This window comes from Pseudozobellia sp. WGM2 (assembly GCF_017810075.1).
GTDB lineage: Bacteria > Bacteroidota > Bacteroidia > Flavobacteriales > Flavobacteriaceae > JADNYK01.
The window spans coordinates 1-640 of sequence record NZ_JADNYK010000033.1; the positions used below are offsets into that span (position 1 = coordinate 1).

At 39.2% G+C, this 640-nt stretch carries 1 protein-coding gene; it reads right to left on the reverse strand.

Annotated elements, in window-relative coordinates:
- On the reverse strand, positions 1 to 640 hold a 640-nt coding region (locus tag IV512_RS19665; RefSeq protein WP_209406458.1), incomplete at both ends, for an AMP-binding protein.

The following is a 640-nucleotide window of genomic DNA, read 5'->3' on the forward strand; positions in this document are numbered from 1 at the left end:
GGCCAGTCCGTCCCCGGAGATGCAGATCTCCCCGGCGACCCCTTTGGGGAGCAGGTTGTGGTCGGAATCGAGAATATATACCTGGGTGTTGGATATAGGTTTGCCTATATTCACTTTTTCATTATAAGTCAATTCCTGTGCAGTTGACCAAATCGTAGTCTCGGTAGGACCATATAAGTTCCAAACTTTCGATTGGTTTAATTTCGTTAAAGAATTTTTCAATGAATTTTGAATTGCTTCTCCACCAGAAATGATAATGATTTTCTCCTTGTTTTTCCATCCGGCTTCTATCAAAAGCCTCCATGTCGTAGGTGTAGCCTGTATATGGGAAGGTTTATGTTTGGAAATCATTCGTTTCAAATAATCAGGGTCGCCCTGTTGCATACTTTTAAATAAAATAGTTTTTCCCCCTTTTATAATGAGAGAAAATATTTCTAGATAAAAAATATCAAAGGCGTAGGTCGTTATCGAAATTAATTTTGAATTCGCATTTATGCCTAATAAACTAATCATTGAGACGATAAAATTCACAAGGCTTTTGTTCTCTATCATGACTCCTTTTGGTTTCCCGGTGGAGCCTGATGTGTATATCACGTATGCGAGGCTGTCCCGATTTGCCTTGTTTCGGGTGTTTTCCTTT